General features: G+C 58.5%; 23 protein-coding genes. 12 read left to right on the forward strand and 11 right to left on the reverse strand.

Translation table 11 applies throughout. The features are described 5' to 3' along the window. Positions 1-81 precede the first annotated feature (81 nt). From cysG to GTQ55_RS09135, 6 genes are all read right to left on the reverse strand, one after another. Positions 82-1,461, reverse strand: a complete 1,380-nt coding sequence (gene cysG / locus GTQ55_RS09110) for a siroheme synthase CysG (RefSeq protein WP_161858450.1) — start codon at positions 1,459-1,461, stop codon at positions 82-84. An 18-nt stretch (positions 1,462-1,479) separates the two neighbouring features. Next, positions 1,480-2,757: a serine--tRNA ligase gene (gene serS / locus GTQ55_RS09115; protein ID WP_161858451.1), complete on the reverse strand. Its 1,278-nt coding sequence runs from the start codon at positions 2,755-2,757 to the stop codon at positions 1,480-1,482. Positions 2,758-2,775: 18 nt separating this feature from the next. Beyond that, positions 2,776-3,150 (reverse strand): fluoride efflux transporter CrcB, encoded by a 375-nt coding sequence (crcB, locus tag GTQ55_RS09120; RefSeq protein ID WP_161858452.1) that lies wholly within the window; start codon positions 3,148-3,150, stop codon positions 2,776-2,778. A 48-nt stretch (positions 3,151-3,198) separates the two neighbouring features. Then, entirely contained in the window at positions 3,199-4,563 is a 1,365-nt protein-coding gene (locus tag GTQ55_RS09125; protein WP_161858453.1) for a replication-associated recombination protein A, read from the reverse strand. After that, positions 4,556-5,173, reverse strand: a complete 618-nt coding sequence (gene lolA / locus GTQ55_RS09130) for an outer membrane lipoprotein periplasmic chaperone LolA (RefSeq protein ID WP_161858454.1) — start codon at positions 5,171-5,173, stop codon at positions 4,556-4,558. The genes GTQ55_RS09125 and lolA overlap by 8 nt, the downstream gene beginning before the upstream one ends. Before the next feature lie 106 nt (positions 5,174-5,279). Then, entirely contained in the window at positions 5,280-7,604 is a 2,325-nt protein-coding gene (locus GTQ55_RS09135; protein ID WP_161858455.1) for a DNA translocase FtsK, read from the reverse strand. A gap of 531 nt (positions 7,605-8,135) precedes the next feature. Here GTQ55_RS09135 and trxB point away from each other — a divergent pair. The 4 genes from trxB to infA all read left to right on the forward strand — a co-directional run bounded on the left by trxB (position 8,136) and on the right by infA (position 11,246). Next, the gene (gene trxB, locus GTQ55_RS09140; RefSeq protein ID WP_161858456.1) at positions 8,136-9,077 is read left to right on the forward strand and encodes a thioredoxin-disulfide reductase; all 942 of its coding nucleotides are present in this window, start codon (positions 8,136-8,138) and stop codon (positions 9,075-9,077) included. A gap of 108 nt (positions 9,078-9,185) precedes the next feature. Beyond that, positions 9,186-9,920: a leucyl/phenylalanyl-tRNA--protein transferase gene (gene aat / locus GTQ55_RS09145; RefSeq protein ID WP_161858457.1), complete on the forward strand. Its 735-nt coding sequence runs from the start codon at positions 9,186-9,188 to the stop codon at positions 9,918-9,920. A gap of 176 nt (positions 9,921-10,096) precedes the next feature. After that, positions 10,097-10,816 (forward strand): arginyltransferase, encoded by a 720-nt coding sequence (locus GTQ55_RS09150; protein WP_161858458.1) that lies wholly within the window; start codon positions 10,097-10,099, stop codon positions 10,814-10,816. A 211-nt stretch (positions 10,817-11,027) separates the two neighbouring features. Then, positions 11,028-11,246: a translation initiation factor IF-1 gene (gene infA / locus GTQ55_RS09155; protein WP_010130378.1), complete on the forward strand. Its 219-nt coding sequence runs from the start codon at positions 11,028-11,030 to the stop codon at positions 11,244-11,246. A 126-nt stretch (positions 11,247-11,372) separates the two neighbouring features. Here infA and clpA read toward each other — a convergent pair whose 3' ends face one another. After that, positions 11,373-13,655, reverse strand: a complete 2,283-nt coding sequence (gene clpA, locus GTQ55_RS09160; RefSeq protein WP_161858459.1) for an ATP-dependent Clp protease ATP-binding subunit ClpA — start codon at positions 13,653-13,655, stop codon at positions 11,373-11,375. 131 nt (positions 13,656-13,786) lie between these two features. Continuing rightward, entirely contained in the window at positions 13,787-14,182 is a 396-nt protein-coding gene (clpS, locus tag GTQ55_RS09165) for an ATP-dependent Clp protease adapter ClpS (RefSeq protein WP_161858460.1), read from the reverse strand. A gap of 350 nt (positions 14,183-14,532) precedes the next feature. On the opposite strand from clpS, the gene cspD reads away from it, so the two are divergent. Beyond that, on the forward strand, positions 14,533-14,826 hold the full coding sequence (gene cspD, locus GTQ55_RS09170) for a cold shock domain-containing protein CspD (RefSeq protein WP_161858461.1): 294 nt from the start codon (positions 14,533-14,535) through the stop codon (positions 14,824-14,826). Between the two features lie 281 nt (positions 14,827-15,107). Here the strand turns inward: cspD and icd are convergent, their stop codons facing one another. Then, a complete protein-coding gene (gene icd / locus GTQ55_RS09175; RefSeq protein ID WP_161858462.1) occupies positions 15,108-16,358 on the reverse strand; it encodes an NADP-dependent isocitrate dehydrogenase in 1,251 nt (416 codons plus the stop codon). A 218-nt stretch (positions 16,359-16,576) separates the two neighbouring features. Between icd and GTQ55_RS09180 the strand changes: the two genes are divergently transcribed. The 7 genes from GTQ55_RS09180 (at position 16,577) to GTQ55_RS09210 (ending at position 23,027) form a co-directional block, all read left to right on the forward strand. Beyond that, the gene (locus tag GTQ55_RS09180; RefSeq protein ID WP_161858463.1) at positions 16,577-17,242 is read left to right on the forward strand and encodes an rRNA large subunit pseudouridine synthase E; all 666 of its coding nucleotides are present in this window, start codon (positions 16,577-16,579) and stop codon (positions 17,240-17,242) included. Positions 17,243-17,594: 352 nt separating this feature from the next. Continuing rightward, positions 17,595-18,713: a tRNA 2-thiouridine(34) synthase MnmA gene (gene mnmA / locus GTQ55_RS09185; protein WP_161860095.1), complete on the forward strand. Its 1,119-nt coding sequence runs from the start codon at positions 17,595-17,597 to the stop codon at positions 18,711-18,713. After that, on the forward strand, positions 18,710-19,345 hold the full coding sequence (hflD, locus tag GTQ55_RS09190) for a high frequency lysogenization protein HflD (RefSeq protein WP_161858464.1): 636 nt from the start codon (positions 18,710-18,712) through the stop codon (positions 19,343-19,345). The genes mnmA and hflD overlap by 4 nt, the downstream gene beginning before the upstream one ends. Positions 19,346-19,413: 68 nt before the next feature. Further along, positions 19,414-20,787 (forward strand): adenylosuccinate lyase, encoded by a 1,374-nt coding sequence (gene purB, locus GTQ55_RS09195; RefSeq protein WP_161858465.1) that lies wholly within the window; start codon positions 19,414-19,416, stop codon positions 20,785-20,787. A gap of 36 nt (positions 20,788-20,823) precedes the next feature. Continuing rightward, the gene (locus GTQ55_RS09200) at positions 20,824-22,032 is read left to right on the forward strand and encodes a cupin domain-containing protein (protein WP_161858466.1); all 1,209 of its coding nucleotides are present in this window, start codon (positions 20,824-20,826) and stop codon (positions 22,030-22,032) included. 40 nt (positions 22,033-22,072) lie between these two features. Further along, positions 22,073-22,534: a GNAT family N-acetyltransferase gene (locus tag GTQ55_RS09205; RefSeq protein WP_161858467.1), complete on the forward strand. Its 462-nt coding sequence runs from the start codon at positions 22,073-22,075 to the stop codon at positions 22,532-22,534. After that, positions 22,512-23,027 carry a DUF7931 domain-containing protein gene (locus tag GTQ55_RS09210; protein ID WP_161858468.1) on the forward strand — a complete coding sequence of 172 codons (516 nt, stop codon included), beginning with the start codon at positions 22,512-22,514 and terminating at the stop codon, positions 23,025-23,027. Before GTQ55_RS09205 ends, GTQ55_RS09210 begins: the two co-directional genes overlap by 23 nt. Before the next feature lie 53 nt (positions 23,028-23,080). Here the strand turns inward: GTQ55_RS09210 and GTQ55_RS09215 are convergent, their stop codons facing one another. Then, complete coding sequence (locus tag GTQ55_RS09215; RefSeq protein WP_161858469.1) at positions 23,081-25,414, reverse strand: FdhF/YdeP family oxidoreductase; 2,334 nt, start codon at positions 25,412-25,414, stop codon at positions 23,081-23,083. Further along, positions 25,411-26,271, reverse strand: a complete 861-nt coding sequence (gene fdhD, locus GTQ55_RS09220; protein ID WP_161858470.1) for a formate dehydrogenase accessory sulfurtransferase FdhD — start codon at positions 26,269-26,271, stop codon at positions 25,411-25,413. The genes GTQ55_RS09215 and fdhD overlap by 4 nt, the downstream gene beginning before the upstream one ends. Positions 26,272-26,283: the final 12 nt, after the last annotated feature.

Here is a 26,283-nt window from a genome sequence, read left to right on the forward strand (position 1 = left end):
ACTCCTTCTTCAGTATAGAAAGGGTTTACCGGTGGATGGGGTCAGGGATGCCGAACATTATCCTCTCGGCAAAAATCTAGCTCACTGATACCAGCCCAGGCTTTCTCTCAACGTCACCACGCCGCCAATGATCGTAAGTGCCGGCGCTTCCACTTTGTGGGCCTCCGCCAGTTCCGGCAGTGTGGCAATGGTACCGACGATCACTCGCTGATCCCGGGTGGTGCCCTTCTCCACCAGCGCAGCCGGCGTATCGGCGTCCATTCCATTGGCAATCAACTTTTCAGAAATGGTGGGGAGCCCGGTCAGGCCCATATAGAACACCAGCGTCTGGTTTTTGGTGATGAGCTCTTCCCATGGCAGTACCAGGTCACCCTGCTTGAGGTGGCCGGTAATAAAGCGAACGGACTGGGCGTGGTCCCGGTGGGTCAAGGGAATGCCGGAATAGGCGGAACAGCCGATGGCGGCGGTAATACCCGGCACCACCTGAAATGGCACGCCGGCCTCGGCGAGCTTGTCGATCTCTTCGCCTCCGCGGCCAAAGACAAACGGATCCCCGCCCTTCAGCCGCAGCACCTTCTTGCCCTCTTTCGCCAGATCCACCAGTAGCTGGTTGATATCGTCCTGGGGAACCGAATGGAACTGCTTCATTTTGCCCACGTAGATACGCTCGGCATCGCGACGCACCAGTTCCAGCACCTCGGTGGAAACCAGCCTGTCGTAGAGAACCACGTCAGCCTGCTGCATCAGGCGCAGGGCGCGGAAAGTCAACAGATCGGGATCGCCCGGCCCACCGCCGACCAGGTAAACCTCACCGCTCGGCGCGGGCTTCTCTTCCCAGCGCCCCAGCTCCTCCAGCAGGGTCTGCTCGGCCTCGGATTTATGGCCACGCTCGATCTGTCCGACGATCGGCCCATTGAACACCCAGTGCCAGAAGTCCTTGCGCTGAGCTTCGGGCAGAGCCGCCTTGACCTTGTCGCGCATGCGCCCTGCCATTTCAGCAATCAGGCCGAGCCCCGGAGATAACAAGGTTTCGATCTGGGCCCGCAGCATGCGGGTGAGAACCGGCGCAGAGCCACCACTGGAAATTCCGATGGCCAGCGGCCCGCGCTCAACGATGGAGGGAAAAGTGAACGTGCAGTGTTCCGGAGAATCCACCACGTTCACGGGGAGGCGTCGGGCACGGGCATGTTGGGAAACCAGGGCGTTGACGTCTGCGTCGGCGGTCGCGGCTACGACCATCTCGACATTATCCAGCAGGTCCTGGCGATAGGTCCCTACGATGTACTCGCCACTGCTGGCGAGAACCAGCTGGCGCAGCTCGTCGGTAATATCCGGAGCCACCACCAGCAGGCGGGCCTCCGCTTTATTAAGTAACCGCGCTTTGCGCGTTGCGATGGAGCCGCCCCCGACAATCAGGCAGGGACGGTTTTTTAAATCAAAAGCGAGAGGCAGGTAACGCAAGTTCTTATTCCATACTGCTTAGCCGATCTTGGTTGCGCCTCCCATATAGGAGCGCAGTGCTTCCGGCACCTCAATACTACCATCGGCCTGTTGGTAGTTTTCCAGCACCGCGATCAGCGTACGGCCCACTGCGAGCCCGGATCCATTCAGGGTGTGCAGCAGTTCTGGCTTACCGGTTTCCGGGTTACGCCAGCGGGCTTTCATACGCCGGGCCTGGAAGTCCCCCATCAGGGAGCAGGAAGAAATTTCCCGGTATTTGTCCTGAGACGGAATCCATACTTCCAGGTCATAGGTTTTGGTTGCACCGAAACCCATATCGCCACCACACAGCACTACGGTGCGGTATGGCAGGTTCAGTTTCTGCAGAATGTTTTCCGCATGACTGGTGAGCTGTTCGAGCGCGTCTTTTGACTGATCCGGGCGGGCAAACCATACCAGTTCCACTTTTTCGAACTGATGTTGACGGATCATGCCGCGGGTATCACGCCCATGTGAGCCGGCTTCAGAGCGAAAGCAGTTGGTGTGACTGACAAACTTGTGTGGCAGAGAACCGGCGTCTTCGACGATTTCATCGCGGTACAGGTTTGTGAGCGGTACTTCTGCGGTGGGGATAAGGTAGAAACCACGCTCATCCTCCAGCTTGAACAGATCCTCGGCAAACTTGGGCAGCTGCGAGGTGCCGTACAGGGAATCGCTATTTACTATGACCGGCACATTGGCTTCTTGATAGCCGTGCTCTTCTACGTGCTGATCTAGCATGAACTGTGCCAACGCGCGGTGCAGCTTGGCCACCTTGCCGGTCATGACCGCAAAGCGCGAACCGGTGATCTTGCTCGCCACCTCAAAATCGAGGCCGCCGAGACTGCCACCGAGGTCGACGTGGTCGCGCACCTCGAAATCGAAGCTGCGGGGCGTGCCCCACTGGCGGACTTCCACGTTATCGTCTTCGTCCTTGCCTTCCGGCACGGACTCGTCGGGAATATTCGGGATTGCCAGCAGCAGATCGTCCAGTTGCGCTTGCAGGTCACTCAGCGCCTGCTTGGCTTCCGACAGCTGCCCACCCAGAGATTCGACTTCCTTCAAAAGCGGGGCTATATCTTCGCCGCTGGCCTTGGCACGACCGATATTCTTGGATTTGCTGTTGCGCTCATTCTGCAGGGACTCTGTGCGCATCTGCAGTTCTTTGCGCTGCTCTTCGAGCTGCTCCAGCTTGGCTTTGTCCAGCTGCACGCCGCGCTTGGTCAGCGCAGCTGCAACGTCGTCGAGATGGTTACGAATCAGTTTTGGATCGAGCATGGTGTATTGATTACCGCGTTACAGATATTTCATTCCCAGCGTGATGGCCGTTGCAGTTACGGCGACGCACACCAGGATGCTGGCGACAACATAAGCCAGCGCCGTCAAAGGCTGGCCATTGTGCCACATCAGCACGGTTTCCAGCGAGAAGGTCGAAAAGGTGGTAAGAGCCCCGAACAGGCCCGTCATGATCATCAGCCGCCACTCGTGGCCTAGCATCCCCCGCTCAACGATCACCACATAGGCAATTCCGATCAGCAGAGAGCCGACCACGTTGACGATGAATGTCCCGAGGGGAAACCGGCTCTCAAACACCGGAAACGCCCAAACCCCAACAAGATGTCGCAGGATGGCGCCAACGGCGCCGCCAAGTGCTATTGCTATCCATTGCATGGGGGAACTCCCGGGAAACGATGAGACGGTCAGCTGTGGAGGTGGATTCTAGCGCTTTTCTGGCGCAGCGTGTTGTGCCGGCGCGTAACGCTGCTGGCCGCTGGCCTGGTTGAGCGCGCGCAGGCGCTGCAGTTTTTCTTCGATTTTCAGCTCAAGTCCGCGATTGACCGGGTAGTAATAGCGTCGGTCCGCGATAGGCTCCGGCAGGTAGTTCTCCCCGGCAGCGAAACCATCGGGCTCATCGTGGGCGTAGCGGTACTCTGCGCCATGGGCCATTTCCTTCGCCAGTTTGGTCGGCGCATTGCGCAGGTGCACGGGCACCTCGTAACTGGGCTCTCTGCGGATATCCGCCAACACGCGCTTGTAAGCGCTGTAGACCGCGTTGCTCTTGGCGGCGACAGCGAGATACGCCACCGCCTGGGCGATGGCCAACTCCCCTTCCGGGCTGCCGAGTCGCTCCTGCACATCCCACGCGTTGAGCGCGATCTCGAGCGCGCGCGGGTCTGCATTGCCGATATCCTCACTGGCCATGCGCACCACGCGGCGGGCGACATAGAGCGGGTCGCAGCCACCGTCGATCATCCGCGCGAACCAGTAGAGCGCAGCATCGGGGTCCGAGCCCCGCACCGACTTGTGGAGCGCCGAAATCTGGTCGTAAAAGTAATCTCCACCCTTGTCGAAGCGACGCACATCGGCGGTGAGCACTTCCGCAAGCACGGCGTCGTCAATTACCTGCCGCCCGCCCTCTTCCCGCGACAGATCACAGGCAATCTCGAGCAGGTTGAGCGCACTGCGCGCATCGCCATCGGCGCTCAGGGTAATCCTGTCGAGCACTTCCTCCGACAACGCGATGTTGCGGGACCTGAGCCCCTCGTCTTCGGCAAGTGCGCGCAGTAACAGGCCGCTCAGCTCTTCCTGAGTGAGGCTGCGCAACAGGTAAACGCGACAGCGGGAAAGAAGCGCGTTATTCAGTTCGAAGGATGGATTTTCCGTGGTGGCGCCGACAAACGTTACGGTGCCCTCTTCCACGTACGGAAGAAATGCATCCTGCTGCGCCTTGTTGAAGCGGTGTACTTCATCCACAAACAGGATGGTGCCGCGACCGAACTGGGCCGCGTGCTGCTCCGCCTCCGCGACCGCCTGACGAATTTCCTTAACCCCGGCCAGGACCGCAGATAGAGTGGCGAAACGCACATCGCACTCTTCGGCGAGCAGGCGGGCAAACGTGGTCTTACCCACCCCGGGCGGCCCCCAGAGCACCATTGAGTGCAACTGGCCGCGCTCGACCGCCTCGCGCAGGGGTTTACCCTGCCCCAATAAATGCGTCTGGCCCACATAGTGGGCCAGAGTTTGCGGCCGCATACGAGCGGCCAGAGGCTGATGCCGAGGGGGTGATTGGAACAGATCACTCATCGCGAATAACGTCGGTACCCTTGGGTGGCTTGAAATTGAACATGTGCGAAGACAATTTCGGGTTGGCTTGCATGCTATTGAACTGGATGTCGGTGGTCTGACCCATGCCATCGCGCACGGTCATCGCGGCTGGCAGTCCACTCTTGTCGAAGCGGATCACCATCGACTTGAACGGTGCCGAGGCGCGCTTGGATGTGAGGTAGTAAGCCCCCTTCTTGCTCTCAACACTGAAAGAGCTGCGGATATCCTCTACCTTGCCGCCCAGCAGCAGTGCCGGGGTCTCCTTCATGCGATTGTCGACCGGACGAATGGTGACCTGCTCAAGGTCCGGGTCATACAGCCACAGTTTTTTGTTGTTCGTTACCAGGAGCTGTGGAAAGGGCTCCCCGGTCTTCCAGCGCAATTTGCCCGGACGCTGCACGGAAAAATTCCCGCTGCTCTTTTGCAGGGTTTTTCCCTTCTGGTCTTTGAGGACCTGGCGGAAATTGCCGGAGATGGAGCCCAATGGCTGCAACAATCGGCTCAGTTCCTCACTTGCGTCGGCGTGTACGCCGCCCGCGCCCACGCCGAAACCCAGCGCGATAAGAAGAATGCTCAGTGTACGTCTCATAAGTGCCTTCCAGTTTGCTATTCCGGGGAATGTCCTTAAAGCCTAGTCCGCGGCAAGTGAACCCGGCCTGAACCGGGGTCAATTTACCGCGACCGCCGGACCGCGATTATGCGGGCGGCGGTGCCAGCACTTCCCGGTTGCCATTGGCCTGCTGGGGCGACACCACCCCGGCCGCCTCCATCGCCTCAATCATTCGCGCGGCGCGATTGTAGCCGATACGCAGCTGTCGCTGCACAGACGAAATAGACGCCTTGCGCGATTTGGTCACGAAAGCGACGGCCTCGTCATACAGGGCATCGGCTTCCGGGTCATCCTCGCCACCCTCGGTGGCCATGCCCGGTACTGGAATGCTGTTATTCGAATCATCGACAATCCCGTCGATAAACTCGGGCTCACCGCGACGACACCAGTCTGCCACAACCTGGTGCACCTCATGGTCATCCACGAAGGCCCCGTGCACCCTTATGGGCACCGCTGTACCCGGCGGAAGATATAGCATATCGCCGTGCCCGAGGAGCTGCTCCGCACCCCCTTGGTCCAAAATGGTGCGGGAGTCCACTTTAGACGACACCTGGAACGCCATCCGCGTAGGCACATTCGCCTTGATCAGGCCGGTAATCACATCCACAGACGGGCGCTGGGTCGCCAGCAACAGGTGGATACCTGCCGCACGGGCCTTCTGTGCAATCCGTGCGATCAGCTGCTCGACCTTCTTGCCGACGATCATCATCATGTCGGCAAATTCGTCGATCACAACCACAATAGCCGGGAGCGGCTTGAGATGGGGAGCAGTCTGCTCGGCTTCCGGTACGCTGGAGAGCGGATCCGGCTGCCAGATCGGATCAATCAGGGGCTCACCCGCCGCCGCAGCTTCTTTGACCTTGCGGTTGAAGCCGGCCAGGTTGCGCACGCCCATAGCCGCCATCAACTTGTAGCGACGCTCCATCTCCCCAACACACCAGCGCAGGCCGTTGGCCGCGTCGTTCATGTCGGTGATGACCGGGGTAAGCAGGTGAGGAATGCCTTCGTAGACCGAAAGCTCCAGCATCTTCGGGTCCACCAGGATAAGCCGGACTTCATCCGGGGTGGATTTGTACAGGAGACTCAGCAACATCACGTTGATGCCGACGGACTTACCCGATCCGGTGGTGCCCGCCACCAGCAGGTGCGGCATCTTGGCCAGATCTGCCACCACCGGCTGGCCAGAGATGTCGTGCCCGAGCGCCAGGGTGAGCGCAGAATTGGCTTTGTCGTAGACTTCGGCACCGATCACTTCCGATAGACGCACCATCTGACGGTTTTCATTGGGAATCTCGATGCCCACTACGGATTTACCGGGAATGACCTCGACCACACGCACACTGATCACCGCCAGCGAGCGCGCCAGATCCTTGGCCAGATTCGTGATACGGCTTACTTTCACACCCGGTGCAGGCTGAATTTCAAAGCGTGTAACCACCGGCCCGGGCAGTACCGAGACCACCTCTGCCACTACACCAAAATCTTTCAGCTTCAGTTCCAGCAGCCGGGAAAGCGCCTCCAGCGCCTCGCGACTGAAACCGGCTTTCTTATTGGCATCCGCCGCGTCCAGCAGCGACAGTGCCGGCAAAGTACCGGTCACCGGCCCCTTGAACAGCTCGCCTTGCTTCTCTTTGACCGCACGCGGGCTCTGTTTGACCGGGGGCGCGGTGGGCGCAATCTGCGGCGGCAGGCGCTTGGCCGTGCGCTGCTTCTCTTCCTCAACCGCCGCCTTGCGCACTACCACGGCTTCGCGGGCCACGCGCTGCTCCTCGCGGTCCTTGCGCATCCGCGCCAAACGGCTACCGATCCAGCTGAATACGAAAAGTACGCTGCGGCCAATATCCTCAAACAGCTTCAGCCACGACATACCGGTGAATACAGTGACGCCAATGGCAAACATCGCCAGCAGCAGGATGGTGGCACCGATATAGCCCAGCCCCTTCTCCATAAAGCCGGAAATGGCAGCACCGATAATTCCGCCATTGGAAAACGGCAGCGGTTCCGCTGGCTCGGAAAAACACAGCGTCGCAATCGCCGCGCCAGACACCAGAAGCAGCATCAGGCCACCTACCCGCAGGGCAAAAAGCGGCCCATGGAAACGGGCGTTCTTGTCGCGCAGAATGCGGAAGGCGCGCCAGCCAATCAGTATCGGGAACAGGTAAGCCATCCAGCCCAGCAGGGACAGGCAGACATCTGCGAGCCAGGCACCGGTGGGGCCAATCGCGTTTTCGATATCGCCACCGCTACCGGTGTGGGACCAGCCCGGGTCGGCGGGGCTGTAACTCAGCAGACTAATCCCCGCGAGCAAGGCACCGGCAAGCAGTGCGATCAGAGCGCCCTCCCGGGCAATCCGCGCGATCAGGGAGTCAGGAATGGCCGCCGCAGATTCGGTTTCGCTTTCAGCCTTCAATGGCTTACCTCAGTAACAGTGTTTTTGTTCGTTGTGCCTTATATATAAGCAACAGCATTGTCAGGGCTTCTGTGTACTACAGCCTAACCGCAAATGCTACCTGAAGCTCGCCCTAGAAATCACTTTAAGTTTCAACTTTTTTATTAAAATCAACGCGTTAACAGAACTTGTTCACACAAAGTGTGGAAATACGCGATATACCGATTGTGCACGCAAGCCGGTCGAAGTGGCTGCTGTTTCATCGAGCCCGTGTAATTTGAGTAACCTATAAAGCCGCGCAATCAGATAGATAAGGTCAAACTATTTGGTCGCTTGCGCCCCTTTCTTCTATCATTGCCGCAAATTTTAACACTGGCTATTTGCCGCGCTTCGGCCCACGGGCCCGCCCACCGGAGCCTCATCGCCCCACTTGAACAATGACCAAGGGAGGGCCATGATCCGCGCAGGCAACGTTTGCCGAGCGCGACAACCTGTTCGGCAAACAGATACAGAATCACCCAATTCCAACATCGAAGTATTGTGAGTCACGCCATGAGTAACCATCACCGCCTGATCATTCTCGGCTCCGGCCCCGCTGGCTATACCGCCGCGATTTATGCGGCACGCGCCAACCTCAACCCGGTTGTCATCACCGGTATGCAACAGGGTGGCCAGCTGACCACCACCACCGAGGTTGAGAACTGGCCCGGCGGCGTACACGATCTCCAGGGCCCAGACCTGATGGTTCAGATGCAACAGCATGCCGAGCGCTTCGACACCAACATCATCTTCGACCACATCCACGAAGTTGACCTCAAGCAGCGCCCCTTCACCCTGAAGGGCAACGAAACCTATACCTGCGACTCCCTGATTATCGCCACCGGTGCCTCTGCGCAATACCTGGGGCTGCCTTCAGAGGAAGCCTTCCAGGGGCGCGGCGTCAGTGCCTGTGCGACCTGTGATGGATTCTTCTACCGCGACCAGAAGGTTGTCGTCGTCGGTGGTGGCAATACTGCGGTGGAAGAGGCCCTGTACCTCTCCAATATCGCCAGCGAAGTGACCCTGGTACACCGTCGCGACGAGCTGCGCGCTGAAAAAATTCTGCAGGACCGCTTGCTGGAAAAGGCCGAGAACGGCAACATCAACCTCTGCTGGCACCACACGCTGGACGAAGTGCTTGGAGACGACAACGGCGTGACCGGTGTTCGCCTGAAAAACGTACAGGACGACTCCACCAGGGAAGTCGACGTTTCCGGTGTATTTATCGCCATCGGCCACAAACCGAACACCGACATCTTTGAAGGCCAGCTGGAAATGAACGGCGGCTACATCATTGTTGAGAGCGGCCTGCACGGCAACGCGACCCAGACTTCCGTGCCCGGCGTGTTTGCAGCGGGAGACGTTTCCGACCACATTTACCGTCAGGCGGTAACATCTGCAGGTACTGGCTGCATGGCGGCACTGGATGCGGAGCGCTTCCTCGACGCCCAGTAAGCGTTCGAGCGTGTCCAATTACCGAAAGGCGGCTGCACAGCCGCCTTTTTTCGTTCAGACTCGACCTGCTACAGAAGATGCATGTGAAGACGCCAGAAAGGTACAAGGTTGAGTAATAACGCCGACGAGATTCTCTCATTGCTGGACCCGGACCAGGTCGCATTCCCCGACACCAGTGCGGCGCTCAGCGACCCCAACGGACTGCTCGCCGTCGGCGGGGACCTCACCCCCGAGTGGCTGCTGGCAGCCTATCGCAGGGGTATCTTTCCGTGGTTTTCCGACGATCAACCGATCCTCTGGTGGTCGCCCTCCCCCCGCTGTATCGTCCGCCCTGAAACCACGGAATTCAGCCGCAGCCTTAAAAAAGTCATCCGGCAGGGGCGCTACCAGGTCACGTTTGACCAGGCGTTTGAACAGGTACTGGACGGTTGCGCGGCGCCCAGGGCACAGGAGTCGGGCACCTGGATCACACAAGACATGCGCGAGGCCTATCTGGAGATGCACCAGCTGGGCCACGCCCACTCCGTAGAGACCTGGCTCAATGGCACACTGGTCGGCGGACTCTACGGGCTTGCCATTGGACAGGTGTTTTTTGGTGAATCCATGTTTCACCGGGCCACGGATGCCTCCAAGGTCGCATTTGCCTATCTTGTACGCCAGCTGTCTAGCTGGGGTTGCCGGTTGATCGACTGCCAGGTAAGCAATCCACACCTCACCAGCCTTGGCGCCATTGAGGTGCCTCGCCCGCTGTTTGAGCGCCTTTTGCAAGATGGGGTGTCAGAGCCAGCCTTCCCCCTCCCCTGGCCTGCCGCGCCTTCTTCAGGGCTCTTCAGCGCTCCCTGACGAAGCTCACTGTATGAGAACGCCCCCCGTTCGGTCGGCGAAGTTTGTGTTTTCGCTGACCGCAAATTACCCTCGAGTCTAACGTCGCCGGGAAAATCCACCTGCGGAGACAAAAATGACCCGTTAGCCGGGCCAGGCATACACCAATAGACACCCGGCAGGAGCGTAACAGCGGCATGAGCCAATATTCACAGCTGAACTCTGTGCGCCTGCTGGCCACACTACCCCACCCCTGTGGCTACCTGGAAGATCAGGAAGCCACCACCGTGTTCGTGGATCCCCAGACGCCGGTCGATCAGCGCCTGTATAGCCGACTTTCCGAACTGGGCTTTCGCCGCAGCGGCAACTACCTTTATCGGCCGCAGTGCACCCAATGCCAGGCGTGCATTCCCGCTCGCATCCCGGTTGAACTGTTTGTCCCCAATAGAAACCAGCGCCGCTGCTGGCGTCGCAACCGGGACCTGGATGTATTTCACCAGCGCGACATCGATACCGATGAACACTACGCGCTCTACGCCCGCTACATTGAGCAGCGTCATCGGGATGGGGAAATGTACCCACCCAGTCGCGAGCAGTTCCGCAGCTTTCTGAACAGCGCCTGGGGCAGCACACGCTACCTGGAATTCAGGGCACGAGGCCGCCTGGTCGCAACCGCCGTGACCGATGTGCTGACCGGCGGCGTGTCCGCGATATATACCTTTTACGACCCGGACGAGCTCAAGCGCAGCCTCGGAAGCTATTCGATTCTCTACCAGATTGAATGGGCCCGGCGACTTGGACTGCCCAGTCTCTACCTTGGCTATTGGATTTCCCAGTGCCAGAAAATGGCGTACAAAAGCCAGTTTCGCCCGCTGGAGATTCTTCAGGATAATCGCTGGGCACTAAAAACCGACTAGACTACCCGGTAGGCTGATCGCGATTCCCTGAGAGCCATCCACCCACCGCATCCCCGGATTTTGCCGTGAAGCCTGCTTTCGCTTGGCCTGCAGGCACTTTTCGTGCAAAATGCACGCCCGTCGTACCGCCGGGTTCCCGAATCTGACATCTCGTGGAGCTACAAAACCGTGGCGGAAAAGCTAGTACAAATTATTCAAGGGTTGCTGCCGCATGGCAAAAGACGATTACATTGAAATGGAAGGCGAGGTGATCGACACCCTGCCTAACACCACATTCCGCGTGAAATTGGAAAATGGACATGTGGTAATCGCACACATCTCCGGCAAGATGCGCAAAAACTACATCCGCATCCTCACCGGTGACAAGGTCAAGGTGGAGCTGACTCCCTACGACCTGAGTAAGGGTCGCATCACCTACCGCGCCCGCTAAGACAGAGGCCGATAGCTGCCGGCGCTGATTCCCGGAGGTTGCGATGCCTCTTATCCGGCGCATTAAAAAAGCCACCTTCAAGGTGGCTTTTTTCGTTGCCCGGTTTTACCCGCCGGATGCGAACCCTCAGTGAACCGGTACGGCAGTGTTGATCTTGAGCTGATCGTTTTCGACCGTCACCTCGACCCTACCACCCTCTTCCGACAGGTCACCAAAGAGCACCGCTTCGGCTAGCGGCTTGCGCAACTTCTCCCGGATCAGGCGCGCCATCGGGCGAGCCCCCATTTTCTCATCGTAGCCGTTCACCGCGAGCCACTCGCGGGCTTCGTCGTCGACCTCCAGCGTCACACGGGATTCGTCCAGCTGGGCCTGCAGCTCGACCACAAACTTGTCGACGACCGTTTTGACCACTTCCATATCGAGCGCACCAAACTGGATGATACTGTCCAGGCGGTTGCGGAATTCGGGAGTGAACATTTTCTTGATCTCCTCCATTCCATCCGTGCTGTGGTCCTGACTGGCGAAGCCGATCGAGCGGCGGCTCATCACTTGAGCACCGGCGTTTGTGGTCATGATCAGGATCACGTTACGGAAGTCCGCTTTGCGCCCGTTGTTATCGGTCAAGGTCCCATGATCCATAACCTGCAGAAGCAGGTTGAAGACTTCCGGGTGCGCTTTCTCGATCTCATCCAGGAGCACAACGCTGTGCGGATGCTTGGTCACAGAGTCGGTCAGCAGCCCGCCCTGGTCAAACCCGACATAGCCGGGAGGCGCGCCAATCAGACGGGAAACCGTATGGCGCTCCATGTATTCCGACATATCAAAGCGGATCAACTCAATACCCATGACCTGGGCAAGCTGGCGACAGAGCTCGGTTTTACCGACACCAGTGGGGCCTGCAAACAGGAAGGAGCCAATGGGCTTCTCTTCTGCACCAAGTCCGGCCCGAGCCAGCTTGATTGACGTGCTGAGCGCCTCAATCGCGCAATCCTGACCAAATACCACCATCTTGAGGTTGTCGTCGAGCTTTGCCAGCGCCGCTTTATCGGAAGCGGAGACGCTTTTCGCGGGAATCCGCGCCATCTTGGCGACGACATTCTCGATCTCGGTGACCGAAATGGTGTCGGTTCTCTGATCCGCCGGAAGCAATGCCTGGTATGCACCCGCCTCATCGATCACATCAATGGCCTTGTCCGGCAGGAAACGCTCGGTGATGTGACGATTGGCCAGGTGCGCAGCAGCCTCCAGCGCCGCGTCAGTGAAGCGCACCTTGTGGTGATCCTCAAAGCAGGTTTTGAGGCCCTGAAGAATCTGTACCGTCTCATCGACGGATGGCTCATGAACGTCAATCTTCTGGAAGCGACGAGAAAGAGCGCGATCTTTTTCAAAAATACCACGATATTCATTGAACGTGGTTGACCCAATACAGCGAAGCTGACCGCTGGACAGCAGTGGCTTCAACAGATTGGATGCATCCATCACGCCGCCGGACGCAGCACCGGCGCCGATGATGGTATGAATCTCATCAATAAACAGTACCGCGTGCTCGCGCTTCTTGAGCTCTGCCAATAGGGCCTTGAACCGTTTTTCAAAGTCACCGCGGTATTTGGTGCCCGCAAGTAGTGAACCGAGATCCAGGGAGTAAATGGTGCTCTCTTTCAGCGGCTCCGGCACTTCACCATCCACAATACGGCGTGCGAGACCTTCTGCGATGGCCGTTTTACCGACACCGGACTCACCCACCAGTAACGGGTTGTTCTTGCGGCGGCGCGCCAGCACTTGTGTCACGCGCTCGACTTCCGGCGCGCGCCCGACCAGAGGGTCTATGCGACCGAGAATGGCTTCCTGGTTGAGATTTGTGGCGTAACTTTCCAGTGGATCGGAACCACCCGGTTCGCTGGCCGAACCGAGATCCTCGTCCACCTGTTCAGGCGATGGGTCGGGACTGCTGTGGGTGTTGTTACCGCCGGAGCTGACGCGGGAAATACCGTGGGTGATGTAGTTCACCACATCGATACGGGCGACACTCTGCTGCTTGAGGTAGTAGACAGCCTGGCTTTCTTGCTCGCAGAAGATGGCAACCAGTACGTTGGCGCCAGTGACTTCCTTCTTCCCGGACGACTGTACGTGAAAAACGGCACGCTGGAGTACGCGCTGAAAGCCAAGGGTGGGCTGGGTTTCACGTTCGCTGTCATTTTCCGGAATCAGGGGGGTGGTGGAATCCACAAATTCGAGCAGCTCCCGGCGCAGCGCACTGAGGTCGGCGCCGCAGGCATGCAAGACGTCTGCCGCGGATTCATTGTCCAGCAGCGCCAGCAACAGGTGCTCAACGGTCATAAACTCATGGCGTTTCGCCCGTGCACCTTTGAACGCTAGATTGAGCGTTACCTCTAAATCCTTGCTGAGCATTTAAACCTCAAACCTTACTGGCCAATGTCATCCGGGTTGTAGTGAAAAACACCCGGTATTCCTGATATTTTGCCGGGGAACCGGCCGGAAAAGTCACGCCTGACTCCATACAGGCGCCGGAATTAGTAACCTCAACCCTCCTCGCCGCTTTCGTCTTCCTCATCTGCCTCAATTTCACACAGTAGCGGATGTTCATGATCCCGTGCGAACTGATTTACCTGTGCGGCCTTTGTTTCCGCTATATCACGAGTATAGACACCACAGATCGCTTTTCCCTTAGTGTGTACCTGTAACATCAACTGCGTGGCGCGCTCACGATTGACGTAAAAGAACAACTCGAGCGCTTCGACCACAAACTCCATTGGGGTGTAGTCATCATTGAGCATGACCACCTTATACATTGGGGGGCGCTTCAGGCGTGGTTTTGCCTCCGCAAGCGCGGTATCCCCTTCGGCGCCGTGAAGATGGAAATCATCGTCGCCCTCGCCTTCGTTGGAGTGTAGTTTAATGATTTGTGATTTTCCCATAGTGCTAATCAATCAGAGTTCAGGAATCAGTTCACAGTGCTGACGCTCCGCTGATTTATGTGGTGGGAAGACCGGATACAGATCATCAGCGTCAGTCACTGCCGCGAATGTGGCAAGCGGGCATTGTAACCCCAAACCGTTCCCGACACAGTCCGAGCAACGCTACTCGCTTGACAAGGGCCCGGGTCTTGGCTACAAGAGGTATTAACCGCGCCACGCGGTGATGAGGCACAAGCCAATAGTCGTACAAATGATTTTGTACCGACAAGGAAGCGCATGAAGCGCGATAACAATAATTAATACACTTTTAGGCGGCCAGCAGTCGCCCCGGCAATTAGAGGGATTTCGCCATGCCTACCGGTACCGTTAAATGGTTCAATAATGCCAAGGGATATGGATTCATTCTTGCTGACGAGGGTGGTGAAGACCTGTTTGCTCACTACTCGGCGATTCAAATGGAGGGTTACCGCACCCTGAAAGCCGGTCAGCAGGTCAACTTCGACATCATCGAGGGCGACAAGGGCTACCACGCGGCCAACATCAGCATCGCCACCGCAGAAAGCCCCAAAGCTCCTGTGTCCGCCCCACAGGCTGGGCAGGCTGCGCCCGTACGGCAAAGAGAGACCGAAGAAGCCCTGGATTAATCCCGGCTTCCCGGCTGCTCGAGAGGGTGGCCGGTTCAGCCAGCGCGTAACGCTGGCCTCTTGAAGGCGCCCCGAAGCGGCGACCTCACACCGAGCCGAGACATGTACCCGGCTGATTCCTTGCGCCCTTTCGCTGGCACACCCGTGCCACCTTTCCAGGATCCCTTACCGCTAGTCGTTCTAGGGCCAGCCTCTCACCTGGCTAAACACCCAGCGCCGGACTCCGGGCATAAAAAAAGCCCCGCATCACGAAGATGCGAGGCTTTTTGAGTCGTTGAGGATCAAGCCATGTGCTTGATAACAGCCTCACCAAACTCGGAGCAGGACTTCAGCTCGGCGCCGTCCATCAGGCGCTCGAAGTCATAGGTAACGGTCTTGGCTTCGATAGCGCCTTCCATACCTTTGACGACCAGCTCTGCGGCTTCGTTCCAGCCCAGGTGACGCAGCATCATTTCTGCAGACAGGATCAGGGAACCAGGGTTCACCTTGTCCTGACCAGCGTACTTCGGTGCGGTACCGTGGGTCGCCTCGAACAGGGCTACTTCGTCAGACAGGTTTGCACCCGGAGCGATACCGATACCACCAACCTGCGCGGCCAGCGCGTCGGACAGGTAGTCGCCGTTCAGGTTCAGGGTGGCGATTACGTCGTACTCGGCCGGGCGCAGCAGGATCTGCTGCAGCATCGCATCGGCGATTACATCTTTCACCACGATTTCCTTGCCGGTATTCGGGTTTTTGAAGCTGCACCAGGGGCCGCCATCGATCGGCTGTGCACCGAACTCTTCGCGGGCCAGCTCGTAGCCCCAGTCGGCGAAGGCACCTTCGGTGAACTTCATGATGTTGCCTTTGTGCACCAGGGTCAGGGAGTCGCGATCCTGATCAATGGTGTACTGCAGGGCCTTGCGTACCAGACGTTTGGTGCCTTCTTCGGAAACTGGCTTCACACCGATACCCACGTTCTGCGGGAAGCGGATTTTCTTAACGCCCATTTCGTCTTGCAGGAACTTGACGACCTTGTTGGCTTCGTCGGTGCCCGCTTTCCACTCGATACCGGCGTAGATGTCTTCGGAGTTCTCACGGAAGATCACCATGTCGACCTTGTTCGGCTCTTTAACCGGGGAAGGTACACCGCTGAACCAGCGCACCGGGCGCTGACACACGTACAGGTCGAGTTCCTGGCGCAGGGCAACGTTCAGGGAGCGGAAGCCGCCACCTACCGGAGTAGTCAGCGGGCCTTTGATGCTGACAACGTAGTCCCGGATGGCTTCCAGGGTTTCAGCCGGGAACCAGTCACCGCTGTAGGTCTCTGCCGCTTTCTCGCCACAGAAAATTTCCATCCAGGCGATGGCCTTCTCGCCGCTGTACGCCTTGCTGACGGCCGCGTCGATTACTTTGCGCATTACCGGGGTGATATCCACGCCGATGCCGTCACCTTCGATGAACGGGATGATCGGGGTGTTCGGTACGTTCAGAGAACCATCTGCATTGACTGTAACTTTTTCGCCGTTGGCCGGCACTTGGATATGACCCATTAAGTTGACTCCCGTAACTCTTTGACTAAACGTCCGGCTTTATAAGTGAAAAACCGGCATAATGCGCCGAATATCCACTGCCGGTCTTGGTTGCCGCCCATTGTTTGCGCCGTTGCATACGCCGAGCCAGCTAAAAATCGGCGCGATTATATCAGCATCCGCCTAATTTTGTAGTTTGATTACAACCAAAGCACGAGTACCCCGCCACAGTCCACCTCATGAGCCAACTGATTCTGTTCAACAAGCCCTACGGGGTTCTCTGCCAGTTCACCGACCAGGAAGGTCGCCCGACCCTCGCTGACTATATAGACAAGCCAGGGGTATACGCTGCAGGGCGTCTCGACTTCGACTCGGAGGGACTGCTCCTGCTTACCGCCGACGGCCAGTTGCAACACCAGATTGCCCATCCGGACAGCAAGCTCCCCAAGGTCTATTGGGCCCAGGTGGAAGGAATGGTATCCGATGACGCACTCGTGCAGTTGCGCCAGGGAGTGCAGCTAAAAGACGGGCGGACCGCCCCGGCCAAGGCCCGCGTCATCGCTGAACCGGCTATCTGGCCGCGCGTCCCGCCCATTCGTGAGCGCAAGGCCATCCCGACGAGCTGGATCGAACTCACCATCAGCGAAGGCCGCAACCGCCAGGTGCGGCGTATGACGGCCGCCGTGGGCTACCCTACCCTGCGACTCGTGCGCTGTGCCATTGGCAACTGGCGACTCGACGGGCTTGCTCCCGGTGAGCAGCGCGTAGAGACCGTATATCTGCCCAAGGTCGCGGCCAATAAAAGCGGGCACAAGCGGAGACACCGCGGCAAAGGCCAGTCACCAGGTGATTCAACAGGCCGTGCCGGAAGCGGCCGCAGCAAGCCACGCAGCAGAAAACGCTGACCGGCCGGTTTATCGGGGGCGCCACAGGGACCAGTACCCGCGCACCTGCCGGTAAGATTCCCGAACGGCAGCTAGGCTGAAAAGGACAGTTGGCGCGGAAATAGTTCGACCACCCAGTTCAACCGGATCCGGGGTCGAAAATGCCCGGATTGGTCAGCAACACCAATCGCGGGTAAAATGCGCCCCCATTTTCCCGCCGGCGGGCGGAACCGTGGCGCGCCCGGGTTGAAAACCCCACGGCGCCCCTCACTGTAACAACTGGTATTTCATGTCAGCTTCGGATTTGCCTGTGTCCCCTACTTCTAACGAATCGAGCTCCGGTATTGCGGGGCCCCAGCGGGTTATTGTCGGTATGTCCGGCGGTGTCGATTCGTCCGTGGCCGCGCACCTGCTAATTGAGCAGGGGTACCAGGTCGAAGGCCTGTTCATGAAGAACTGGGACGAGGACGATGGCACCGAGTACTGTACGGCCAAGCAGGATCTGGCCGATGCAGAATCCGTCTGCAAGCGCCTCGGCATCAAACTGCATACCGCAAACTTCGCCGCCGAGTACTGGGACAACGTATTCGAATACTTCCTTGCCGAGTACAAGGCCGGTCGTACCCCCAATCCAGACATTCTGTGTAACCGGGAGATCAAGTTCAAAGTCTTCCTGGAATACGCGGAAATGCTTGGCGCGGACGCCATTGCCACCGGTCACTACGCACGCCGCCATGACGAAGGCGGCCACACCTACCTGATGAAGGGTCTGGATGCCAACAAGGATCAGAGCTATTTCCTGCACGCGGTTGGCGAAGCGGAGTTTGCCCGCTCGCTGTTCCCCCTGGGAAAGCTGGAAAAGCCCGAGGTGCGCCGCATCGCCGAAGAGAACGGCTTCATCACCTACAGCAAGAAAGACAGCACCGGCATCTGCTTTATCGGCGAGCGCCGTTTCAAGGACTTTCTTGAGCAATACCTGCCGGCGCAGCCCGGTGAGATGCAGACGCCGGAAGGAAACGTGATGGGCCAGCACAGCGGCCTTATGTATCACACCATCGGGCAGCGCCAGGGACTGGGAATCGGTGGCGTCAAAGGTGCGGGCGACCAACCCTGGTACGTGGTTGGCAAAGATCTCGAACGCAACGTATTACTGGTGGCACAAGGCAAACACCACCCGCTGCTCTACTCCACCGGGCTTACCGCTACCCAGGCGCACTGGATCAACGGTGCGGCGCCCGCGCAGTCTTTCCGCGCCGCGGCCAAAACCCGTTATCGTCAGGAAGATCAGGACTGCGAGATTACCGTCGACGACAACGGCAAACTTACCATTGCCTTCGACCGGCCACAGCGAGCAGTGACCCCGGGGCAATCCGTGGTGATCTATCAGGGCGATATCTGCCTCGGCGGTGCCGTCATCGATGCGGCGACCGGCGTAGGCGAAGTGGACAACGGTGACCTTCACCAGAAACAGGCCGCAGGGAGCAACTCTTGAGTAACTGGCGAGATCAGGCACTGGCATTGGCAGGCGTATTCCAGGCGGCCATTCTGGTAGAGCGACTGGCCAAAACCGGTACCGCACCTGCAGAGCAGATGGAAACGGCGGTATTCAGCCTGTTCCAGAAAAACCCGGAAACCACGGAAGACGTCTATGGTGGCGTCGAAAAACTTTTACCTGGCCTGCGCGGTGCGCGCCAGCTGATCGCCACCCGCAGCCATCCGGAATACACCGACTGCCTGCGTTACGTCCTGTCCATTCTCTACTTGCAGCGGCAGCTGGCAAAGAAGCCCGACCTGCTTTCCATTATTGGCAGCCGGCTGGAAAAGGCACACGTGCAGACGGATCACTTCGGCGTTGGCCACGAAAATGTCTACGCAAACCTGGCCAGCATCTACAGCGATACACTCAGTACGTTTCGCTTCCGTATCCAGGTGCTCGGGGACTTCAATTTTCTGCAGCAACAGCGCATCGCCAACCAGATACGCACGATGCTATTTGCCGGGGTGCGCTCGGCCATGCTGTGGCGACAACTTGGTGGTCGCCGCCTGCACCTGCTGTTTCAGCGCAAGAAGCTGATTGCGGCGATGGATGCGCTGATATCCAAATACGAAACACTGGAACACTAACTGTTTTCAAAATTTCCGCCGCACACGAGAGTGATTATGCGGACGAATCTCAAACTCGGAGAGACACAATGACTGTCGAGCTATCCGCACTGACCGCGGTTTCCCCCATTGACGGACGCTACGAAAGCAAGACTGCCGGCCTGCGCGATATTTTCAGCGAATACGGCCTGATTCGCGCACGCGTGGAAGTGGAAGTACGCTGGCTGCAGCAGCTGGCACGCCACGAGAAAATCGCGGAAGTGCAGCCCTTCACCGGAAACAGCAACCAGATTCTCGACGATATCGTTGCCCAGTTCTCTGTCCAGGATGCCGAACGCATCAAGGAAATCGAGCGCACCACCAACCACGATGTAAAAGCGGTGGAATACTTCCTTAAAGAAAAAGTGAAAGGTGATGAGCAACTGGCTGCAGTAAGCGAATTCATCCACTTCGCCTGTACCTCGGAAGACATCAACAACCTGTCCCACGCGCTGATGCTGCGCGCAGGCCGCGACCAGGTTCTGCTGCCGGCGATGAACCAGATCGTCAGTGAGATCGCCACCCTGGCGAAAACATTCGCCGACGTGCCCATGCTGTCGCGCACCCATGGCCAGACGGCCAGCCCGACCACGGTCGGCAAGGAACTCGCGAACGTGGTCGCCCGCCTGCGCCGCCAGGTAAAGCAGATTCACGACGTCGAACTGCTGGGTAAAATCAACGGTGCGGTGGGTAACTACAACGCACACCTGTCCGCCTACCCGGACGTGGACTGGCAGGCCAATGCGGAAGAGTTTGTGACTTCCCTGGGACTTTCCTGGAACCCCTACACCACCCAGATCGAACCCCACGACTATATTGCCGAGCTGTTTGATGCGATTGCGCGCTTCAATACCATCCTGATCGACTTCGATCGCGATATCTGGGGCTATATCTCGCTTGGCTACTTCAAGCAGAAAGTGGTTGCCGGCGAAGTGGGCTCCTCCACCATGCCGCACAAAGTGAATCCGATTGACTTCGAAAACTCCGAAGGCAACCTCGGTATCGCCAATGCGGTATTCCAGCACTTGGCGGCCAAATTGCCGGTTTCCCGCTGGCAGCGCGACCTCACGGACTCCACCGTACTGCGCAACATGGGCGTGGGCGCCGGGTATTCCGTCATCGCCTACGCGGCCACCCTGAAAGGTCTGAGCAAGCTCGAGATCAACCGCGCGCGCCTGGAAGAAGACCTGAACAATTCCTGGGAAGTGCTCGCGGAACCAATCCAGACCGTCATGCGCCGCTACAACATCGAAGAACCCTATGAAAAACTGAAGGCCCTCACCCGCGGCCAGGGCATCACCAAAGAAACCCTGGCGGTCTTTATCGACGGCCTGGATATGCCGGAAGAAGCCAAGCAGTCGCTGCGCGAGATGACTCCCGCCAGCTATATCGGCAATGCAGTGGCCCAGGCCAACAAGATCTGAGCCTGAGCAATTGCCAAACACCCGGGAGATTTCGCCATGACTGAGTCGGGCCAGCGCCACTCCGTTGAACCACTGACCCACCTTGGCGAAATCCCGGTGGAAACGTTCCTGCGGGACTACTGGCAGAAAAAGCCGCTGCTCATCCGCAACGCCTTCCCCGACTTTGAGGCGCCTATTTCCGGCGAAGAGCTCGCCGGAATGGCGCTGGAAGAACAGATTGAATCCCGTCTGATCGAGGAACACGGTATCGACGGCCCCTGGCAACTGCGCTCGGGCCCGTTTACCGAAGAAGACTTCTTCTCACTGCCCAAGACACACTGGACACTGCTGGTCCAGGCGGTGGATCAGTGGATCCCGGAGGTGGCGGCCCTCAAGAACCATTTCCGGTTTCTCCCCGACTGGCGACTCGACGACATCATGATCAGCTACGCTGCCGATCAGGGCAGCGTTGGGCCCCACTACGATTTTTACGACGTATTCCTGCTGCAGGCCGAAGGCAAGCGCCATTGGCACCTCGGCCCCAAGGCTGACGCCAGCAGCCCGCGTGTAGAGGGCACCCCACTGAACATCCTCCGGGAGTTTGAATCGGAGGCCAGCTGGGTGCTGGAGCCCGGGGATATGCTGTATCTCCCCCCGCAGTACAGCCACTGGGGGATCGCCGAGGGTGGTTGCACCACCATCTCTGTTGGCTTCCGCGCACCTTCTGCCCGCACCATGCTTGAAGATCTGGCCGCAGAGCTGGGAGCTGGCCTGCCGGATCACTACCGCTACACGGACCCGGACCTCACCCTGCCGGCCAATCCATCAGAAATTGATCCGCAATCGGTCGCCCGGGTTCAGCGCCACCTGGCAGAGTGGTTACAGCAGCCACAGAATATCGCCCAGTGGTTCGGCGCCATCATGACCGAAGCCAAATACCCGGATACCATCGCACTGGATGCCGGCACCGCCGAGGACTGGCGCGAACAACTGGCGGAGGGCAGCAGCCTGATCCTCAATCCGGGCTCCCGCTGCGCCTTCTGCCGAGAACCCGCCAGCCTCTTTGTGGACGGCGAATCTTTCCCGGCGCCGCTGCTGTTCGCCGAAGGGTTCTGCAACAGTCACACGCTGACCCAGAGCGATATAGAGGCCTACCCGGAACTCGCCGCCTCCGATGGATTGCTTGACCTGCTGGTTTCCCAGGGCAGTCTCATTTACCCTGAAGTCCTCGAAGACGACGATCTGGACGAAGAAAGTCCAGACTAACCCGTGGCAATGCTGCGCGGGATAATAAAAGGAGTTTTGCATGAGCCTGTTTGTACGCCTGGCCGACTGGCAGACCGACCGGGGTGACATTCGCAGGATTCGTCAGAAAGTATTTGTCGACGAACAGAAAGTGCCGCCTGAGCTGGAATGGGATGAGCATGAAGAAAGCGCGCAACACTTCCTAATCTATCACCACGACAAACCCATTGGCACCGGCCGGCTGACCGGCGGTGGCAAGATCGGGCGCATGGCCATCCTGAAAGAGGCCCGCGGCCTGGGCGCCGGACTCGAGCTCCTAAAAAGGATCTGCAAGTTTGCGCGGGTTTCGGGCCAGAAAAACGTGTACCTGAACGCCCAGGTACAGGCCGCTCCCTTTTATGAAAAGGCCGGTTTCGCGGCAAGCGGGGAGGAATTCATGGAAGCGGGTATTTCCCATGTACGCATGGATCTGACCCTGAGCGACAAAGAGCCTTGCGAAAATGTCGATGACTGGAACCGGTAGCAGCGGCGCGATGGATTCCACCAACATTCCGCTGAGCGATGCGGTAGAGTTCCATGGTGCGCTACAGCAACTGCTTGGCAAGGCACGTCGCCATTTGCGGATCTATTCCCAGGGGCTGGCACGCCCTCTCTACAATACCCCTGACACCATAGACCGTCTTTCAGAATTTGCCCGCAGCAGCCGCTACGCGCGAGTTCAGATTCTGATCACCGACAGCGACCCGCTACTGAGCCGCCCTCACCGTATATTGCCACTGCTCCAGCGGCTGGGCAGCCGAATAGAGCTGAAAAAAATCCAACCCTCGACTGAACCCACAACCTGGGAGTTTGCGATCGCCGACCGCGGACTCGTGCTATTCCGCGCGGACCAGGAAAAATGGCAGGGGCACTACGATAGCAACGACCCCGTAGGTGTCAGGAAGCTTCAGGATGTTTTTGAGCAGGCGTGGTTGCACGCCCTGCCAGACCCGGAGTTGAAGCGCTTTCTGCTCTAGTGGCAGGCTGACCGCGCCCACTGCCACTCGCTATCTTCTGCACCAAAAGCCCGCTAGACGATTCTCTCTTGAGCCGAATTCGGTTCAAGACGAATGGCGATATATTTCGATGTGGGGGTGAAGCTGCCTACGCCGTAGCTTTCCAGCGGAACCAGTGGATTCGCCTCGGGATAATAGGCAGCCGCCTGTCCTTGTGGAATATCAAACGCGATCAGGGTAAACCCGGAAACCCGACGTTCGAGATCATCGCTCCACAGGGAAACAATATCGACTTTCTGCCGGTCGGAAAAACCCAGGCGGTGAATATCCTCCAGATGGGCGAACAGAACATGTCGCTCGCCCTTTACCCCGCGGTAGCGGTCATCAAGGCCATACACCGTCGTGTTGTACTGGTCGTGAGAGCGCAATGTCTGCAACACGAGATCGACCTTTCGCGCGCCCGTTTTCCCGATTTTTTCCATCACCTCAGCGGGCAGTGGTGCCGGGAGTGCATGACTGATGAAATTGGCTTTCTTGTTGTCGGTATTCCAGCGACGCTGTCTCGCCGGGTTCTGCAGGTAGAAACCACCGGGCGACTGAAGCTTTTGCTCGAAATTTTCAAACCCTGGAATAGTCTCGGCGATCAGCGCGCGGATTCGACGATAGTCTTCAGTGAGTTCCACCCAGGGAACGGGGTTGCTACCGAGCGTTGCCTGTGCAATACCCGCGACAATGGCTGGCTCGGACCGCATCTCCTTCGATAGCGGCTTGAGCTGGCCAAAGGAGGCATGCACCATACTGAAAGAGTCCTCTACAGTGACCGCCTGCGGGCCGGCATGCTGCTGGTCAATATCGGAGCGACCGAGACACGGCAAGATGAGCGCTTTACGTCCCGTCACCAGATGACTGCGATTGAGCTTGGTACTGATCTGTACCGTGAGGTCGCAATTGCGTAACGCTTCACACGTGCGCGCGCTATCCGGTGTCGCCCGGGCGAAGTTGCCCCCGAGGCCGATAAATACCTTTATTTTGCCTGCGTGCATGGCCTCGATCGCTTTCACCACGTTGTAGCCATCCTCACGCGGAACAGCAAAGGCAAAGCGGTGTTCAAGCGCATCAAGAAACCACGCGGGAGGACTGTCGTCGATGCCCATTGTGCGATCGCCCTGAACATTGCTGTGCCCGCGTACCGGACACAGCCCCGCACCTGGCCGTCCTACTTGCCCACGCAATAGCTGTAAATTGGCGATTTCCTGAATGGTCGCTACTGAATGGCGGTGCTGGGTAATACCCATCGCCCAACAGATAATGGTCGCGCGACTGCGGCAATAAATATGCGCCGCACGCTCGAGCTCCTCTTTCTCGAGACCACTGAACGCCTGGATTTCGTCCCAACCGGTCGCTTCGACCTGTGCCCGGTATTCCTCGAAACCCGCGCAATGCTCCCGGATAAATTCCATATCCAGTGGGCCGTCGCCCTCTTCCTGTGCGGCCTCCGCCTGCCATTGAAAAAGAAACTTGGCAATTCCACGGATCGCCGCCATATCGCCACCGAGCGCTGGCCGTAAGTAAGCTGTATTCAGCGGGCGGTCACCATCGGTCAGCATCTGCACTGGATCCTGCGGCGCCTGGAACCGTTCGAGCCCGCGTTCGCGCAATGGATTAAGCACCACTACCTGCGCGCCACGCGCAACCGCGTCACTCAGCGGCTCCAGCATACGCGGGTGATTGGTGCCCGGATTCTGTCCGATGACAAAAATGGCTTCAGCCTTTTCGAAGTCCTCATAGGTCACTGTACCCTTACCGGTGCCGATACTCTGCTTCAATGCCACCCCGCTGGCCTCATGGCACATATTCGAGCAGTCCGGCAGGTTATTGGTACCAAAAGCGCGGGCAAAAAGTTGATACAGGAATGCCGCTTCGTTGCTGGTGCGGCCGGAGGTATAGAAAGCCGCGAGGTTCGGATCCTGCAGTTCTTTCAGGTGGCCTGCGATCAGGGCAAATGCCTCGTCCCAGGAAATCGGCTGGTAATGGGTGTTTACACCGTCATACAACATGGGCTCGGTCAGACGGCCCTGATATTCGAGCCAGTAATCCTCCCGCGCCATCAGGTCATCAAGGCTATGACGGGCAAAAAAATCCCGGTCCACGCCGCGGCCGGAGGCCTCCCAATTAACCGCCTTTGCGCCGTTTTCACAGAAACGGATTCGCCCTTCTTGCGGCGCCTCACCCCAGGCACAACCCGGGCAGTCGAAGCCGCCATTCTGGTTGGTCTGCAACATCGCGCGCAGGTTCTTGAACGGCTGCCGGCTTTCCAGCCACGCATGCGCAACACTGCGCAAGGCGCCCCAGCCAGCAGCGGGTCGCTGGTACGGACGAAAACGGAAACGATCGACAGGGGTTTTCATAGCGATATTCCGGCGGGAGGGTTAACACAACAGGCGCTCTCTATGCCGGCGCCGCTATAGACCCGGGCCGGGCCTTGCGCCGGCTGGTGTACCAGATTGAGATGGTACCGGCGCGCCCAGCGCACCGCGATATCCGATGGAGAGGCGAGACTGACGAGAGTACCGACGCCGGTGCGCAGGCATTTCTGGATCAGTTCCAGGCTACAGCGGCTGGTGATCACCACAAACCCGGCGGCCAGGTCCTGCTCTTCGCGCAGACAGCCTCCGATCAATTTATCCAGCGCATTGTGGCGACCGATATCCTCGCGACAGACTTGCGATTTTCCGTGTGTATCAACATAAAGCGCGGCATGCATGGCACCACTGGAGTGGCGGTGCTGTTGCGCTCGCTGAAGGCGCTGACGCAATTTCGACAGATGGGCAACCGGGGGCAGTGCGGCAAAACGGGGCGGGGGCAGCACTTCCGGTGGCGTGAGCGCCTGCGAGAGCGCTTCGATACCACAAAGGCCGCAGCCACTGGCTCCAGTCATGGATCTACGGAACGCGCGGAGCTTACTGAATGCTCGCTGATTGAGCGTGATATTGAGCATGACACTATCGTCATGCCGCTCAATGTCCAGGTCGATGATCTGCTCTCGGTGCTGGACAATGCCGCCAGAGACGCTGAAACCGACGGCGAAATCTTCCAGCGCTTCCGGGGTGGCCATCATGACCGCGTGATTGACGCCGTTGTAACAGAAGGCGACAGCCACCTCCCGAGCCAATGGCTGCCTGGCCAGCGCCGGGTTTTTCGACGATACATTGCCGGCGTCTTCAAGCACCCGGAAATAGCCGTCATTGGTATCAGAACAATCCATAGTCACGATGGG

Source organism: Microbulbifer hydrolyticus (genome assembly GCF_009931115.1).
GTDB classification, from domain to species: Bacteria; Pseudomonadota; Gammaproteobacteria; order Pseudomonadales; family Cellvibrionaceae; genus Microbulbifer; species Microbulbifer hydrolyticus.

Excerpts from the sequence above, each read along its gene's own strand:
- serS (WP_161858451.1), bottom strand. The coding sequence starts at position 2,757 with ATGCTCGATCCAAAACTGATTCGTAACCATCTCGACGACGTTGCAGCT.
- crcB (WP_161858452.1), bottom strand. The coding sequence starts at position 3,150 with ATGCAATGGATAGCAATAGCACTTGGCGGCGCCGTTGGCGCCATCCTG.
- GTQ55_RS09125 (WP_161858453.1), bottom strand. The coding sequence starts at position 4,563 with ATGAGTGATCTGTTCCAATCACCCCCTCGGCATCAGCCTCTGGCCGCT.
- lolA (WP_161858454.1), bottom strand. The coding sequence starts at position 5,173 with ATGAGACGTACACTGAGCATTCTTCTTATCGCGCTGGGTTTCGGCGTG.
- trxB (WP_161858456.1), top strand. The coding sequence starts at position 8,136 with ATGAGTAACCATCACCGCCTGATCATTCTCGGCTCCGGCCCCGCTGGC.
- GTQ55_RS09150 (WP_161858458.1), top strand. The coding sequence starts at position 10,097 with ATGAGCCAATATTCACAGCTGAACTCTGTGCGCCTGCTGGCCACACTA.
- infA (WP_010130378.1), top strand. The coding sequence starts at position 11,028 with ATGGCAAAAGACGATTACATTGAAATGGAAGGCGAGGTGATCGACACC.
- clpA (WP_161858459.1), bottom strand. The coding sequence starts at position 13,655 with ATGCTCAGCAAGGATTTAGAGGTAACGCTCAATCTAGCGTTCAAAGGT.
- clpS (WP_161858460.1), bottom strand. The coding sequence starts at position 14,182 with ATGGGAAAATCACAAATCATTAAACTACACTCCAACGAAGGCGAGGGC.
- cspD (WP_161858461.1), top strand. The coding sequence starts at position 14,533 with ATGCCTACCGGTACCGTTAAATGGTTCAATAATGCCAAGGGATATGGA.
- icd (WP_161858462.1), bottom strand. The coding sequence starts at position 16,358 with ATGGGTCATATCCAAGTGCCGGCCAACGGCGAAAAAGTTACAGTCAAT.
- GTQ55_RS09180 (WP_161858463.1), top strand. The coding sequence starts at position 16,577 with ATGAGCCAACTGATTCTGTTCAACAAGCCCTACGGGGTTCTCTGCCAG.
- mnmA (WP_161860095.1), top strand. The coding sequence starts at position 17,595 with ATGTCCGGCGGTGTCGATTCGTCCGTGGCCGCGCACCTGCTAATTGAG.
- purB (WP_161858465.1), top strand. The coding sequence starts at position 19,414 with ATGACTGTCGAGCTATCCGCACTGACCGCGGTTTCCCCCATTGACGGA.
- GTQ55_RS09200 (WP_161858466.1), top strand. The coding sequence starts at position 20,824 with ATGACTGAGTCGGGCCAGCGCCACTCCGTTGAACCACTGACCCACCTT.
- GTQ55_RS09205 (WP_161858467.1), top strand. The coding sequence starts at position 22,073 with ATGAGCCTGTTTGTACGCCTGGCCGACTGGCAGACCGACCGGGGTGAC.
- GTQ55_RS09210 (WP_161858468.1), top strand. The coding sequence starts at position 22,512 with ATGTCGATGACTGGAACCGGTAGCAGCGGCGCGATGGATTCCACCAAC.
- GTQ55_RS09215 (WP_161858469.1), bottom strand. The coding sequence starts at position 25,414 with ATGAAAACCCCTGTCGATCGTTTCCGTTTTCGTCCGTACCAGCGACCC.
- fdhD (WP_161858470.1), bottom strand. The coding sequence starts at position 26,271 with ATGGATTGTTCTGATACCAATGACGGCTATTTCCGGGTGCTTGAAGAC.